Raw genomic sequence first — 15,403 nt, 5'->3', positions numbered from 1 at the left:
CAAGTTTATCTCTTTGAATTATTACATCTATTATTAAAATCATTATAGTACAAAATTGCACATTTACTTAGTCCAATTACTTGGTTTCCAATCCTCTTCTATCCATTTTGGATTTGGTGCCTCATATGGTGCTGTGGCGATTAATTTGTCTTGATGCCATGCTGCGGCTTTTGATCGAATCATTTCATCTAACAATGGTTGTACAAATTCCTCAGGTTTTAAACGGAAAAAGTGGACAGCGAAATCGTAAAACCAACTGCAGCTTAGTAGATAAGGCGTGATTTCTCTACTCTTTAATCCATTTTTTATCATCAGCGTAAATGAAAAAATTCGCTTACATGCATGCCAAGCCATTTTTTCAGGAGACTCTATCCATTTTTCAAGTCTTTCTCTTGCTTTGTCTATCATTATGGATGGCTCATCGATAGCCGGGCCGTGACCAGGATATGCTTTTTTGATAGAAAGGGTAGCGAGTCGATCTAAACTTTCAATGGAACGTCGTATACTGTTTGTCCCTTCTCTAAATATATTCAGCCATCCCACATCATTATAATGAAATAAATCTCCACAAATTAAAATTTCTTGTTTTGGCTCGTATAAAGCAATATGACCCAATGTATGTCCTGGTGTATGTAAAACTTGGAAAGCACTTTGCCCCGTCATTATTTGCTGTTCATCTACTAGTAATTGCTGAACAGTGTATTGTTCCACGGGTTGATCTAAAAAATGTGCACCACAGGACTCTATATCGCATTGATTCACCATTTCACCTTCCCAAAGATGGGCAGCAACGGGTATTTCATACCGCTGTTGAAAATAATGATTTCCTCCAACATGATCGCTATGATAATGGGTATTAATAATGCCGTTTAATTGTGCTGGTAAAATCCCTGCAGATGTTAAAAGCTGCTCAGTTCGCACCATATCGCTGCCAAATCCAGTATCTACTAAAAATGATTGATCATCACGAATAATCATACTATTCGCACTTGGAAATGGACGTTCGAAAAAAAGAATCTCAGTACTTTTCATATATATCCCCTACTTTGATTTATAAAATACTACCTGAAAAACTGCCCTTTAATACCTCTTTGTCCAATTGATTGATGCATGTAAATATTGCTGTAATGGCTGTTCGATTTTTTTCATCTTGTTCAAATTGCTCGATGATGACGTCACAACGAATCGTATCCTCGCTAAAAACTGGACGTAAAAATTCGAAATTCATGTTACGAGCTAGCACATTATAGTCTCCCCCTACTTTTGTAGGAAGTGTGGCTGTTAGAAGCCCTTGCACAACAAACCGCCCTTGTTCGTCAGGCGTTATATGATGAACCCCTTCATCTTTAGAAACCTTCGTAAATAATTCTACATCTTCCTTTGTAAATGTACGTTCAAATGTTATTTTTTCCCCTATTTGTAATACCATCATCATCCCCCTTAGCTAAGTAATGAAAAAACTATTATAATCTGAATATTAAAACTTATTAATAGATTACTCAACTATTTTCCCTAGCTTTTCTATAAAAGTAGCCACCTAGCGCGCTGATGGTAGTGCGGAGCTAGGTGGCTACTTCATGTTTTTAACTAGATTTGATTGGAGTATATAAGGAGTGCCTATATTCCTTATATATTCTCGTGGGCAATAAAATATAATAAGTAGTGACTGCCTTGATTTTTTTCATCGGCAGCTAAAGCTAAAATGAGACTGTTCGAACAGGTAAAGCTTTAAAACAACATTAACGATAGGTGTTGTGAATGTTATAACCTTTTTATTAAAAGTGGGCTTCTAGCATTTTTTCGTAAAAACCTCTGTGGCGCATGGACCTACTAACATTAGTGACCTACCTCGTCCCTAATACCCTCGGCATTGCTGTCAAGGTTTCCCTATCACCTTCCCTATTTACAGATTTCATTACTTGTGCGAATAATTGTGAATCGATCCACACGTCTATGATTGTCGATAGCTTTGATGGATGTTGGTTATCCATGTTTCTATCATAAATACTTTCCCTACTTTTTTAACCATCCACATTGGTGTTAATTTAACCATCCACTTGTCTATTATTGACAAAAACTCATCTTTTTCCATTTAGGCAATGCAGTGCTTGTGCAAACCTTTTGATTCCTTCATCGATCGACCGAGTATCTTCTCTGCCGTACGTAAAACGGACAAATCCCTTTTGTGAACCCATAGTCGAGCCAGGCACATAGATGACTCCACGTTTAATAGATTCTTCTAGTAATTGGGTTTCATTATAATCCTCCATCTGTACTTGGCACCAAATATGAATCCCACCCTGTGGCGCGAAAAATGTCACCTGACCCTTTAAATACGTTTGGAGACTTTGGACAATTGTATCTCGACGTCTTTCCAATTCTTTTACTAAATGTTTCATATGCATGTTAAAATTGGCTGACTCTAAAAAATCATTCGCTATCCATTGCGTGAAGCTGGAGTGGCCAAAGTCAATTTGTTGCTTGGCGTCGGATAGTCTTTCAATAACCGATGTAGGACCAATAATCCAGCCAATTCGTAAACCCGAAGCTACAATTTTAGACAAGGAGCTAATGTATAATACATTTCCGTTTTTATCTAATGATTTTAATGTTGGTCTTTTCTCACCTGAAAAGGCTGTTAAGCTATAGGGGTCATCCTCTACTACTGGAATGCCTAGCTTGGACGATATTTCTAGAATAGCCTCTCTTTTCTTTATAGCTAATGAAGAGCCTGTTGGGTTATGAAAATCTGGGTTTAAAAATATCATTTTAATTCGATGCTTTTTATATAGTGCTTGCAAATCATCTGGATTAATGCCATCCTTATGAACAGGAAGATAATGGATTTTTAAACCAGCTGATTTAAAAATAGGTAAATTGAAGTTATACGAAGGATCTTCAATTGCGACAGCATCTCCAGGCTTTAACAGACATTGGACAATCAAATGTAGCGCCTGTTGAGCTCCAGAAGTAATGAGTATGGAAGATGGCTTTGTATCAATTCCTCTGCTAGTTTTAATATGATTTGTTAGGGTCGTTCGTAGAATCTCACTTCCTTGTGGGTGATCATATCCAAGACTACCAATGAAAGAACGTGTTGCTGTAATCTCTCTTAATGCGCTTTTAGGAAAAAGATCCTCCGATAACTCTCCGGTCGCTAAATTGATGAGTTTGTGTTCCACTGCCTCTTTTCTTATTTTTTGCGTAACCGGTAGATTCGGTAAAAAGGAGCCTGCCTCAATATATCGATTCCAGCTTGGAATTCTCTTTCTTGTGATTCCCCAAATATCTTTGCTAATGGTTGTACCGCTTCCTCTATTGCGTTCAATGAGTCCCATAGCTTCTAATTCATCATAGGCACTAACAACTGTACTTCTATTGACCTGTAAAGTATTCGCTAAATATCGCTCTGATGGTAATGGTTTATCGGGCGGAAATGTTCCGTCTGCAATCCCCTTTTCAATATATTCTGCGAGCTGTTTATAGATAGCTTTTTTTGCATGTCGATCTGGTTTCCAATTCATCTAATCTCACCTCTATATGGCCTCTTTTTTCTAGCTTTATCTGAAAAGCTAAAAAGTCAATCGTAATATAATGTTAACGATAAATAACCATCCACTTCCTTATTACTTTTGCCATCCACTTTTAATTTTAGTCCATAGAAATCTATGAAAACCCTTACTTGACGCTTATCCCTCTCGATATTATTATACTAAAATTACTTTCTTAGTTTTAGAACGTTCTGTGTTATCTTGCAAAACGCCTTGTCTTTCAATGGATGTACCACTATGATAAAAATCAATTGTGAATCAAAATCCATACAAACCTATAGTAAACGATAGCCACTCAAAGAATCAGTTAAAGGGGTTTGTTTATGAAAAAAAGTTGGCTCAGATTAATTGGTCTTTTCACTATTGTCACTATGTTAACCGGTTGTGACCCGCTTTTAGTATTAGATCCAAAAGGTCCTCAAGCTCAAGTACAAGCCAAAGATATTATGCTATCGATAGGGATTATGTCCTTTATCGTACTAGTCGTTTTTGTGATTTTAGCTTATATGTTAATGAAATTTCGTGCTTCCAAGCAAAGTCCTGACTATAAGCCTCCCCATATTAAAGGGAGCACAATGGTTGAAGTAATTTGTGTAGGTATCCCTGTGTTAATTGTTGCGTACATGTCTATTATTTCAGTTCAAAGTAATTACAAGGTGGAATCGACACCGGAAAAATACAAAGATGAAAAGCCATTGGTCATTTATGCTTCAACATCTAACTGGAAATGGCATTTTAGTTATCCAGAAGAAGATATTGAAACCGTAAATTATTTGTATATTCCTGCAGAGCGTCCAATTGAATTCAAGCTTTATTCGTATGGACCGATTACTAGCTTCTGGATTCCACAACTTGGGGGTCAAAAATATGCGATGGCCGATATGGTGAATACCTTGCATTTGGCTGCGGATATGCCTGGAGAGTTTATGGGAAGAAATGCAAACTTTAATGGTAAAGGATTTGCGGAAAATACGTTTAACGTTACAGCGGTGACTCATGATGAATTTAATGCATGGGTGAAGGAAGTAAAGGAAACAGCAGATTTATTAACAGAGGAAAAATTTAATACGTTATTAGAACCAGGTCATGTGGGACAGTCCACATTCAATGGAACGCATTTAACGTTTCTACCGGCACCTGAGGGTGAACATGGCGGACATCAGCATGGCTCTTCACACGTAAAAGATCATGCCTCTCAATAAATCAATCTTGAATTTCTCAAACGAAACTAGTTTACGATAAGGTTTATGTCGAAAGGAGACATAGTCAGATGGATTACTTTGAACGTTTTGCTATACCCCATCCAAGCCCAGCTATTTATGCATCTATGGTCGCTATTGGTCTAACGGTTATAGCGATTATTGTAGGATTAACTTATTTTAAAAAGTGGAGTTATCTTTGGCGGGAATGGTTAACAACAGTGGATCATAAACGCATTGGTATTATGTATTTAATTTCAGCCATTCTCATGCTATTCCGTGGTGGTGCGGATGCTATTATGATGCGAGCGCAAATGGCAGTACCAGATAATAAATTACTGGATGCCCAGCATTATAATGAAATATTTACGACACATGGAACAGTCATGATTATCTTTATGGCGATGCCGTTTATTATGGCCTTTATGAATTACATCGTGCCGCTTCAAATCGGCGCAAGAGACGTGGCCTTCCCACGTTTGAATGCATTAAGCTTTTGGCTATTTTTCATGGGAGCAATGCTCTTAAATATTTCCTTTGTTATTGGCGGTTCACCTGATGCTGGCTGGACGAATTATTTCCCTCTTGCTAGTAATGAATTTAGTCAATCTGTAGGGGTCAACTATTACTTGTTTGCTCTACAAATTTCAGGGTTAGGTACATTAATTACTGGTATTAATATGATTGTTACCATTCTCAAAATGCGAGCTCCAGGAATGACATTAATGAAAATGCCTATGTTTACGTGGTCTTCATTAGTCGCAAACGTAATTATCGTTTTTGCCTTTCCGGTATTAACGGTTGCCCTTGTCATGGGAACATTCGACCGCCTATTTGCTACGAACTTCTTCACAACATCTAATGGTGGTATGGATATGCTATGGGCCAATTTCTTCTGGGTTTGGGGACATCCTGAGGTTTATATCCTCATATTACCTGCCTTTGGACTGTACAGTGAGATTATTTCGACCTTCTCTGGACGCAATCTCTACGGCTATAAATCGATGGTCGGCTCCATGGTGATTATCTCCTTCCTCTCGTTTTTAGTATGGACCCATCATTTCTTTACAATGGGGCAAGGCGCTTTAACAAATAGTATTTTTTCAATAACAACGATGGCTATTGCTGTGCCGACTGGGGTGAAGATATTTAACTGGTTATTCACCTTGTGGAAAGGAAAAATTGTCTTTACAACACCAATGCTTTATTCCATGTTGTTTATCCCTACTTTTACAATAGGTGGCGTAACAGGGGTAATGCTAGGTATGTCAGCAGCTGACTACCAATACCATAATACAATGTTTTTAGTAGCTCACTTCCATATGGTCATTATTCCTGGTGTTGTATTTGCCATGCTAGCAGGATTACATTACTATTGGCCAAAAATGTTTGGCTTTATGTTAAATGAAAAAATCGGCAAAGTGACGGCTTGGATTATTGCGATTAGCACCCTACTTGCCTTTATGCCGATGTTCTTCTCTGGCTTAGATGGACAAGCACGCCGTATGTATACTTACTCAGCATCCACAGGTTTTGGTATGTGGAATATGGTTTCCTTTGTCGGCGCTATTGGTCTTACGATTGGCTTTATGTTAATTGTCTACAACGTTTATTACAGCATTCGTTATGCACCAAGAAACATTGGCTCAGATCCATGGGACGCACGTACACTAGAATGGGCTACACCAAGTCCTGTGCCGTACTATAATTTTGCAAAAGTACCACATGTCATTTCAACTGAAGCTTTATGGGATGCAAAATATCGTCAGCATGATTTGTTCCCAGAAAAATACGAAAACATTCATATGCCAAATAACAGCGGTATACCATTTATTTTAGGCTGTATATTCTTTGCTTGGGGCTTCTCATTTGTATTTGGTATGTGGATTCCAACGATCGTTACAACTATCGGCATTTTTATTTGTATGGCTCACCGTTCATTGGAAAAAGACCCTGGACATTATGTACCTGTCGAAAAAGTGAAAGAAACGGAATCAAAATTGCGAGGTAGTCAATCATGAAAATCGATCAATCACTCCCTTTAGAATATAGTACACAGCAAAATCAATTGAATATACTAGGCTTTTGGGTATTTATCGGCGCTGAAATCATGCTTTTCGGAACGCTGTTCGCAGCTTATTTTGTGCTAGTGGATCGCACGGGAACAGGTCCAACTGGAGCGGACATTTTTGAAATAACACCTGTTTTATTTGAAACATTTATTCTTCTAACAAGTAGCTTTACCATTGGTCTGGGTATACACGCTATGCGCAAAGGCTATATGAAAGCGATGATTACATTCTATATTTTGACGCTTTTGCTAGGTGTAGCATTTATTGGGTTTGAAGTTTATGAGTTTATTCATTATGTGCATGTTGGTGCAGGCTTACAAACGAGCGCCTTTACAGCTACCCTATTGACAACATTAGGAACGCATGGTGCCCATGTCACATTTGGTGTGTTCTGGGGCATATTTATTGTCTACCAACTAATAACGCGTGGATTAACGCCTGAAACAGCCAATAAATCTTTCATCTTCTCCTTATACTGGCACTTTTTAGATGTGGTTTGGATTTTTATCTTCAGTTTCATTTACTTGAAAGGAATGGTGTGAAATGAGTAATTTATTCCCACTAAAACAGGTGATGGGATTTGCCATGTCGATCATCCTTACCATCATTGCAGCATGTGTCTACTTTTTTCAAATATCAATGCCCATTACGATGACGATACTTTTAGTCACAGCATTTATTCAGGCAGGCTTGCAATTAGTTGTCTTTATGCACGCTGGTGAAACCAATGATAAACCAGCCATCTATACGAATATTTATTATGGGCTAGTCATTGCGCTCGTTACCATTTTCGGAACATTATTATGTATGATTTGGGGTTATATCTAAATAGAGAAAAATCGTCCTTTACTTGTATAAAGTAAGGACGATTTTTTTGTGGCAGTAATATGACTTTCTTTATCCATACTTATGGGGTTGTATACGTTAATGACAGCATTAAATGTACTTTTTCATCTGAGTGGTTGATATACGTGTGAAGTTCTTCACCTTTGAATTTAATGACATCCCATTGGTTTAACTGATGGGTTTTCTCTCCTACCTTTAGCTCCAGTTGTCCATTTAATACAAGCACAATTTCTTCGGAGCCTGCTAAGTGACACTCACTGTATTCACTATTAGGTTCAAGTCGACCTCTATACCATTCAGTTCCATTTGTTTTGAATAAAGGTTCGACAAACCAGTTGTTATTATGACCTGCAAATTGGTATTCCGACCCAAAACGATGGACCTCTACATTTTCTTCAAAGGATAATAAAGAAACTAATGGAATATGAAGCCCTCTACATATTTTCCAAAGGATATTAACAGTTGGATTGGTTTCTCCACGTTCAATTTTGCCTAATGTTAGCTTACTGACATTACTAATACTCGCAAGCTCCTCGAGACTCATCCTTTTGTTTTTTCGAATCTCTCTTAAGTTCATACCTACCTGACTTGATAAATCCATATTCTCCTCCAGCAATAGTTTGCACCCCTTTTATTGACTTTGCATAATTAGTATATTATAGTATACAAGTCGATTAATTATAGTTTATTTTTAAAAATTAAAAGTTAACTATAGTATATCAAATAATAACTAAAAGAGGTGTTTTCAGTGATGGCGAAATCAAAAAACTTCCCGATTATTTGGAGCGTTTTTTCTTTGTTTATACTGTCTATGAATCTACGAGCTTCCATAACGTCTATCTCGCCAGTATTGAAAAATATACAAATGGATTTGCAGATGACGAGTGTTGTTGTCAGTTTATTAACGGCACTTCCTGTATTTTGTATGGGTATTTTTGCACCATTGGCTGGCAAGCTAAGTGAAAAATGGGGTATCGAATGGACGATTGGGCTATCCGTTTTATTAATTGGTGTATCAACAGCTTTACGGTTAGTGGCAACTTTTCCTTTATTTTTATTAGCAACCGCTATTCTTAGTGGGATAGGTATAGCCATAACAGGTCCACTGATTTCAGGCTATATCAAAAAGGAATTTCCTAAATATTCTTCTACGATGATCGGTGTATATTCTGCGGGTATGGGAATTGGAGCGTCTTTAAGTGCTGGTTTAGTTGTACCTGCTATGCATGCTTTTCATCAATCCTGGAATGCAGCTTTAGCGATATGGTCGGTATTTGCTCTTATGGGGATCATTGTTTGGATTCCTATTATTAAAAAATCTAAGAAATCTCAAGAATCCATAGAGAAATCTGCAAGTCAAAAAAGTCGACTACCTTGGGGAAACCGATATGTTTGGCTTCTTATGGTCATGTTTGGTTTACAATCTGGCGTTTATTACTCCCTCGCGACATGGCTCGCTCCTAAAGTACAGGATATGGGATATAGTGACGCCTACGCCGCAACAACGGTCACTATTTTTTCAGTCATGCAAATGATTTGTAGCTTTATCATTCCCATCTTAATAAATAATAGTTTAAAGAGAAAACCTTGGATGCTACTTTGTGCTTCAAGCTCCTTTATTGGTATTATGATGTTAATCATGGGCGGAATCTCACCTATTTTCTGTGCGACATTAACGGGCATCGGTGCTGGTGGTTTATTCCCATTAGCAATGATTTTACCTTTAGATGCAACGACTACACCAAAAGAGGCAAGTGAATGGACAGCGATGATTCAATTTGGTGGCTATATCATTAGCGGCATCATTCCAATGCTTGTTGGTGTCATCAAGGATATGACGAATACATTTGACGTTGCCCTTTTCACCTTATTATTTATAATCATCGTTATTATGGGGCTGACGTTAAAGGTTAAAACAAAGACGGAATCAGCTACTATTCGCGTTCTACCTAGTAGATGACGGAGTGTTTCAACCGTGTTTTAGATTGTAGACAAACTATATTTAGAGATTTCAGATGCTAAAATAGTTTGTCTCCTGCTAAAAATACTTTTAAATCGTAATTTCTATGCTACTATTCATTATAAGTGAGGAAGGAAGAGTCTTATGAAAATATCTGTTTACGTTGCAAGTGCATTTAGCAAGGATCATCAAGGGGGAAATAAAGCAGGAGTGGTATTGAATGAAAATACATTGACCACTACTCAAAAAATGGCCATAGCCAAACAACTAGGCTATGCGGAAACCGCATTTATATCAGCATCTGAAGTGGCAGATTATAAATTTGAGTATTTTACACCAAAAGAAGAGGTTGATTTATGTGGTCATGCCACAATAGGCTCTTTCACGATACTGATGCATTTAAATAAACTTTTCAAGGATCGCTATACGATTGAAACAAACAGCGGTGTTCTTACTATTACGATAAAAGATGACATCATATTCATGGAACAAAACAAACCGACATTCTATGATGTTATTTCTCCAAACGAGTTCATCGACTGTATTGATAGTAAAGCTATAGACAATAACTACCCGATTCAAATTGTCTCCACAGGCTTAAAAGATATTTTAATTCCTATAACAAGTGAAACACAATTACATGCACTGCAACCTAATTTTGACAAGATTAAAGAAATCAGCGAGTATTATGATGTTGTGGGGATGCATGTATATACGTTTAATGACAATCGAATCATATGCAGAAATTTTGCTCCACTATACGACATCAATGAAGAAGCAGCGACTGGAACTTCAAACGGTGCATTAGCTTGCTACCTTTATGAACAGCACCACATGCAAAAAGAAGTCTATGTATTTGAACAAGGTTATTCTTTACATTCGCCTTCCGAAATATTAGTGAAATTAGCAACCAATAGCAAGAATGAAATAGAAAAAGTTTTTGTTGGCGGCAAAGGCTATTATTGTGAAACTAAATGTTTAACTGTAGAAAATATGGAGTGAACGTAAAAAAAACGAATGCTTCTTCCCTTATTTGGCTGACGGAGAAATCTAATTCATCTTTGAAATAAAAAAACCGTTATGTTGACCATTTAATGTCAAGATAACGGTTTGTTTTTATGATAGTAAACTTACTTTAATCCCTTTGTTTAAGATATTATGATAATCGATATAGTCATAGATATCCTCATCAATAAATGAACTTAATTCTTTCAATTGATCTATTGTTAATTCCTCAATCGCTTTGTCATGATCTTCACAGTAAATAACGATGGCTCCGACAATACTATGAGCATCTCTAAAGGCAACCCCCTTGCTCACTAAATAATCAGCGACCTCTGTTGCATTTAGAAACCCTCCTTTGACAGCTTTTTTCATGTTTTCACTGTTCACCCTCATCGTAGCAATCATTTTTGACATGATTTGTAGACAAGATAAAACCGTATCCAATGCATCGAAAAATGGCTCCTTATCTTCCTGCATATCTTTATTGTAAGCAAGTGGTAAGCCCTTCATTGTTGTTAATAGAGACGTTAGCGAGCCATATACTCGTCCTGTTTTGCCTCGTATAAGCTCTGCTGCATCAGGGTTTTTCTTCTGCGGCATAATACTGCTGCCAGTAGAATAGGCATCATCAATCGTAATAAATTTAAACTCCTGGCTACTCCACAAAATGAGCTCTTCACTTAATCTACTTAAATGCATCATAATTATGGAGAAATCTGACATTAGCTCTAATAAATAGTCGCGATCACTTACCCCATCTAAGAAATTATCCACCGGCTTAGAGAAACCTAGCTCGTTGGCTGTTAATTCTCGATTAATCGCATGAGTAGTTCCTGCTAATGCGCCACATCCAAGCGGACTCTCATTCATTATTTCGATCGCTTTCACAATTCTTTTTTTATCACGGTTTAACATATTATAATAAGCCATCAAATGATGCTGAAACGTTACAACCTGCGCACGTTGAAGATGCGTATACCCTGGCATTATAACGTTATTGTCTTTAGCTTTTTGTTCTAGTCTATGTTGTAACTCTTCAATAGAGGCAATCACCTCAAACGCCTTGTTTTTTGCATATAGTCTAATATCTGTTGCTACTTGGTCATTACGACTTCTTGCTGTGTGAAGCTTTTTCCCTGTTTCACCGATTCGTTGTGTCAAATTCGACTCCACGAAACTATGAATATCTTCATAATTTCCTTCAATCCGTAATGTGCCATTATCAATATCCTCTAAAATGGAAAGAAGTGCATTAACAATATCTTGTCCTTCCTTCTCCGTCAATAAATCGCATTGTACTAACATATGGACATGGGCAATACTGCCTTTTATATCTTCCGTGTAAAGTCTTTGATCCACCTTTAATGAACTATTGAAATCTTCCATTAATTTGTTTTCTTCTTTTCTAAAACGACCGCCCCAAAGCTTCATCATTCATTCTCCTTCAACCAATCTATTAACGTTATGATATTTCAGAAATGCTTTTCTGTAATTCCTCAATATTTCCTCTTTTACGCATATACCAGACACCATTGTAAACAGCAAAATAATAAAAGGCTAAGCCAAATATAGCGACAATTACGGACATATAAGGATCCGGGATTATGCCTTTACCACCAAAATTCCCTAGGAAGGACATGAATACAAGCATTAAAATATAAAAGATAATGTATATACCACCAAGGAACTCCACTGATTGATGTTTTTGAATAAAGTAAATCACTAAATAACAGGCAATACCGATCACAAGTCCTGTAATAGCTAGTTGTACCTTACTCCAATTTGTCCAATAAATAAGCAGTGTGGCAAAAACGAATGCCATTGGCGCTATGACTTGCATACCTGGTAGCCCATTATTTTTTGTCAGACCTACCCTACGGAAAACCATAACCGTTACACATGCTGATGCATATTTAAAAATACCGATAGCTCCTACAATCGCAACGATAGCTGTCCAGCTTTTAAGTGGGAATAAAAATAATAAACCTACTAGGAAATTAAGTGCAAGTGCACGTGTTGGAACACCGAATTTCTTATTAATTGTTCCAAAATAAGATGGGAGGAAACCACTTTTCGCCATACCAAATACATGTCTTGACGTACCAGCTGTATAAGTAAGAGCTGAACCTGTTGGCGAAACCATCGCATCAGCTGTAATAATCCATGATAGCCAAACCATATTAGCCATCATGGCTAAATTAGCAAATGGTGAATCAAATTTAATGCCACTCCACCCATTCGCTAACATTTCTGTTGGAACTGCGCCGATAAACGTAATTTGAAGTAACACATATAATACTGCCGCAACACCTAAAGACGTAATGAGAGCGAGTGGAATATTTCTTCTAGGGTTGACGACTTCCCCACTCATCATAATGACATTGCCAAACCCTGTATAAGCAAAAAATATTCCGGTTGTTAAAATGGCACTTAATCCTGCACTATAGCCATTTGGAGCAAATCCTTGGCTTGAAAAATTCTCTGGTTGAAAGCCTGTCATAAAAAAGGCAATAATCGTTAGAACAGGAACAACAAACTTTACGGTTGTAATAATATTGTTTGTGACTGCAAATAGTTTCACCCCGAAATAATTAAAAACAACAAAAAATACCATTAACACCATCGCTGCTAGAATACCTGATGTTGTCAGTTGCTCCTTCGTAACATCATATAATCCTGGCCAAAATTGATTGGCATATTGGATAACACCTGATGATTCTACGGGTGCAGTAGCACAATAGCCAAACCAGATGGAATAACTAGTAACGGTAGCAAGCATTTTTCCATGTGAATAAAGCGGATATCTGGCTAAGCCTCCTGTCTCAGGTTTTACTCTTCCTAACTCAGCATAAACAAGCGCTATAAGTGTGATAACAAACGCACCAATGATCCAGGACAGAATAGCTGCCGGGCCTGCCAATTTTGCAGCTACCCATGGTCCAAAGAGCCAACTAGATCCAATTATTCCCCCTAGAGATAATGTTGTAAGTGACCAAAACCCCATTTTCTTTTTCAAATATTGTTCTTGACTCATGAATGTTCCCCTCTCTGAAAAGAGAATATTGGTATGACCCTTTTAATTTTGACGCTTCAATAAAATGACGTCTTGGCAGAAAAAATTAGATATTTTACTCTGCAGCGCAATGTAATGTAGGTAATTGTTATAGATTGTGCTCCTTTCTAGATGATGAAACATTGCACACATTTTTTAGTAACCATTAATTAAAGGTAATTAAAAGGTGTTTACCTTAAAATGATTTTATTTTAATCGTTTGAATTTTTCAACATATTTTTTTCAAAAAAAAAATAACCATCCATGAAGATGGTCATTTCAAACGATAAATTTTACTTGGTCTTCCTCTGCTAATCTGAGCGTCTTTGCCTGTATACTCTACTAGATCTACGTCACTAAGACTTGTTAAAATCCGTCTAGCATTGCTTTCATCCCAATAAAGATGTGCAGCTAAATCTTTAATGGTAAATTCTTGCCAGCTCATTTTTTTGACGATTGCACATAATTTATTATAATTTTTTAAGCTAATTTTTGCTTTTTTCAATTTTTCTAATAAAATGTCATCATTACTATGGTATGAAAAACTGACTTCATCTTCTTCCCCTACGGATTCGATGATCGTTCCATTTTCCTGCACGATGACAATGGGCTGCTCAGACTTTTCTTTTGATAGCTGAATAGCGAGCTGCGCATTAATTTCTGCCGAATGAACAGTTACCCCATAGCCAATCCCAACCGTGACGGTCGTATTGGATTCATGTGAAAGCTGAAAGATTGTCTCCTGCAAGTCCTTAATTTTCCGTTCAATCGCCCCACGAGAACTAAAAATAATATAGCGGCCATTCCCCTTCTCTAACAGAGAACCATCTAGTTGCTCACAAAATCGCAGTAAGGTTTCTTTTAATTTTAATTCTAAATACTGAAGATGATAAGTGCTTTTCGCCTTTTCAGAAATCTTGTCAAATTGCTCAATTTCGATAATTTGAACACCAATTTGAGTATCTTTAAAATAAAAAGTTCTACGTTTTTCTTCTAGTATTCGTAATGCTTGAAGAATCTCCATATCTGTAGTCGATATATGATAAGCTGGAACACCAGCCTCCTTCAGTTCTAAATAGACAGCTTCAAAGCAAGTTAAAGCACCTGCCGTCTTCTCACGATTCCAAAAATCAATATGAAAATCCACTAACTCCTTTGTGCTGGTGTTTACATCAAAGGTTTTAACATAGATCTCTTTAGGCGCAAAATTTAGCTGTTTTACGGCTTGCTCCAAATGAGAGGTCGTGATTTCATCAATACTTACCTTGTTTAAAAATTCTCCCTGATAAAAGCCCATATGCAACAAGCATTTATAAATGCCAGATTCAGTATGTTGAATATAAACTAAGTTTTCACCTGAATGTAACGTATTTTTCGCAACCATATACGAAATTTGACCAGAAAAAAACCAGGCATCCACAGCGTGATGATTTTCCTTTACGATATGGACGGTTTCATGAAAATCATGATATGGAAATGCTATAAAATTCATAGTCATTTCGTATTCTTTACCTAATTTAATGATGCGCTCTACAGATGAATTAGGGCCAATGACTCCAACTGTATACATTATTTCCTCCTAGTAAAATTACTTGATATATACCATTCTATAGAGAAATGCCCAATTTTTATAGTGTCATTTAAAAACTATCCAGAAATAAGGTATTTGACGGCAATAATGGTCACTTGCCGGATGGGAACATAAGAAGAGATCTGTA

13 protein-coding genes are annotated in these 15,403 nt (G+C 37.0%); 6 read left to right on the top strand and 7 right to left on the bottom strand.

Features of this window, described 5'->3' with window-relative positions:
- Positions 1-63 precede the first annotated feature (63 nt).
- From PI85_RS16795 to PI85_RS16785, 3 genes are all read right to left on the bottom strand, one after another.
- A complete protein-coding gene (locus PI85_RS16795) occupies positions 64-1,032 on the bottom strand; it encodes an MBL fold metallo-hydrolase (RefSeq protein WP_036125873.1) in 969 nt (322 codons plus the stop codon).
- 19 nt (positions 1,033-1,051) lie between these two features.
- Positions 1,052-1,429 (bottom strand): enoyl-CoA hydratase, encoded by a 378-nt coding sequence (locus PI85_RS16790; protein ID WP_036125871.1) that lies wholly within the window; start codon positions 1,427-1,429, stop codon positions 1,052-1,054.
- Positions 1,430-2,078: 649 nt separating this feature from the next.
- On the bottom strand, positions 2,079-3,524 hold the full coding sequence (locus tag PI85_RS16785; protein ID WP_036125869.1) for a PLP-dependent aminotransferase family protein: 1,446 nt from the start codon (positions 3,522-3,524) through the stop codon (positions 2,079-2,081).
- Between the two features lie 350 nt (positions 3,525-3,874).
- Between PI85_RS16785 and qoxA the strand changes: the two genes are divergently transcribed.
- From qoxA to qoxD, 4 genes are all read left to right on the top strand, one after another.
- Positions 3,875-4,753, top strand: a complete 879-nt coding sequence (qoxA, locus tag PI85_RS16780) for a cytochrome aa3 quinol oxidase subunit II (RefSeq protein WP_036125866.1) — start codon at positions 3,875-3,877, stop codon at positions 4,751-4,753.
- Between the two features lie 68 nt (positions 4,754-4,821).
- Positions 4,822-6,771 carry a cytochrome aa3 quinol oxidase subunit I gene (gene qoxB / locus PI85_RS16775; RefSeq protein ID WP_036148337.1) on the top strand — a complete coding sequence of 650 codons (1,950 nt, stop codon included), beginning with the start codon at positions 4,822-4,824 and terminating at the stop codon, positions 6,769-6,771.
- Complete coding sequence (gene qoxC, locus PI85_RS16770; RefSeq protein ID WP_008177591.1) at positions 6,768-7,364, top strand: cytochrome aa3 quinol oxidase subunit III; 597 nt, start codon at positions 6,768-6,770, stop codon at positions 7,362-7,364. Before qoxB ends, qoxC begins: the two co-directional genes overlap by 4 nt.
- 1 nt (position 7,365) lies before the next feature.
- On the top strand, positions 7,366-7,650 hold the full coding sequence (qoxD, locus tag PI85_RS16765) for a cytochrome aa3 quinol oxidase subunit IV (protein ID WP_036125864.1): 285 nt from the start codon (positions 7,366-7,368) through the stop codon (positions 7,648-7,650).
- A gap of 79 nt (positions 7,651-7,729) precedes the next feature.
- Here qoxD and PI85_RS16760 read toward each other — a convergent pair whose 3' ends face one another.
- Positions 7,730-8,269 carry an XRE family transcriptional regulator gene (locus PI85_RS16760; protein ID WP_225316188.1) on the bottom strand — a complete coding sequence of 180 codons (540 nt, stop codon included), beginning with the start codon at positions 8,267-8,269 and terminating at the stop codon, positions 7,730-7,732.
- 150 nt (positions 8,270-8,419) lie between these two features.
- On the opposite strand from PI85_RS16760, the gene PI85_RS16755 reads away from it, so the two are divergent.
- Together PI85_RS16755 and PI85_RS16750 are read left to right on the top strand one after the other, a co-directional pair.
- Complete coding sequence (locus tag PI85_RS16755) at positions 8,420-9,628, top strand: CynX/NimT family MFS transporter (RefSeq protein WP_036125859.1); 1,209 nt, start codon at positions 8,420-8,422, stop codon at positions 9,626-9,628.
- 144 nt (positions 9,629-9,772) lie between these two features.
- Positions 9,773-10,630, top strand: a complete 858-nt coding sequence (locus tag PI85_RS16750; protein ID WP_036125857.1) for a PhzF family phenazine biosynthesis protein — start codon at positions 9,773-9,775, stop codon at positions 10,628-10,630.
- Positions 10,631-10,744: 114 nt separating this feature from the next.
- Here the strand turns inward: PI85_RS16750 and argH are convergent, their stop codons facing one another.
- From argH to PI85_RS16735, 3 genes are all read right to left on the bottom strand, one after another.
- On the bottom strand, positions 10,745-12,067 hold the full coding sequence (argH, locus tag PI85_RS16745) for an argininosuccinate lyase (protein ID WP_200886581.1): 1,323 nt from the start codon (positions 12,065-12,067) through the stop codon (positions 10,745-10,747).
- 28 nt (positions 12,068-12,095) lie between these two features.
- Positions 12,096-13,667 carry an APC family permease gene (locus tag PI85_RS16740; protein ID WP_036125853.1) on the bottom strand — a complete coding sequence of 524 codons (1,572 nt, stop codon included), beginning with the start codon at positions 13,665-13,667 and terminating at the stop codon, positions 12,096-12,098.
- 292 nt (positions 13,668-13,959) lie between these two features.
- A complete protein-coding gene (locus tag PI85_RS16735) occupies positions 13,960-15,255 on the bottom strand; it encodes a hypothetical protein (protein ID WP_036125851.1) in 1,296 nt (431 codons plus the stop codon).
- Positions 15,256-15,403 lie beyond the last annotated feature (148 nt).

The sequence above is a fragment of the Lysinibacillus sp. A1 genome (genome assembly GCF_000801965.1).
Classification (GTDB): Bacteria; Bacillota; Bacilli; order Bacillales_A; family Planococcaceae; genus Lysinibacillus; species Lysinibacillus fusiformis.
Note: the sequence above shows the minus strand (reverse complement) of the source record. Positions and strands in the feature narration are given on the sequence as shown.